This is a genomic window from Psychromarinibacter sediminicola, assembly GCF_029168335.1.
Lineage (GTDB): Bacteria > Pseudomonadota > Alphaproteobacteria > Rhodobacterales > Rhodobacteraceae > Psychromarinibacter > Psychromarinibacter sediminicola.
The window spans coordinates 1-489 of the sequence record NZ_JARGYC010000234.1; the positions used below are offsets into that span (position 1 = coordinate 1).

Here is a 489-nt window from a genome sequence, read left to right on the forward strand (position 1 = left end):
CAGGCTGCTGAAGAAGTCGGGTTGGAAGGACGTTATTCCTGTCGCCGGGGCTGGAAGGCGGGTCGCTCGCAGATGCGAACGTCGGGTCCAGGTGGCTCCGTTCGTCAGGCCGCCAGGAGTTTCGGCAATCTTGCGAGGTTACAGGCTGCCATTGTCATCGTGAACTGGGCACGGACCCTGTCAAGGCCGCGGTGGACGGTCTGAGCCATGCCGCCCACCGTCTTGGCCCAGCCGAAGGGTTCCTCGATTTTCTTCCGGCGCCGCTGGGACAGGGCGTAGCCGGGATGCTGCGTGGTCCGCCCGTCGATGGCGGAATGCCGGGCCTTCTGCGCGACATGCGGCGTCACGACCATCCGCCTCAGCGCGGCGATGAAGGAGGCCGCGTCGTATCCCTTGTCCGCGCCCAGCGTCAGACGCCGTGACGACCCCGGGGACTGCCGTTCGATCATCTCCAGCGCCGCCTTCCGCTCGCCATGCCCGTCGGCGTGG

Annotated in this window: 1 protein-coding gene; it reads right to left on the reverse strand. The window is 67.3% G+C overall.

Annotated elements, in window-relative coordinates; translation table 11 throughout:
* Positions 1-104: 104 nt before the first annotated feature.
* A partial coding sequence (locus P1J78_RS25150; protein ID WP_275570104.1) for a transposase occupies positions 105-489 on the reverse strand: 385 nt, incomplete at its 5' end.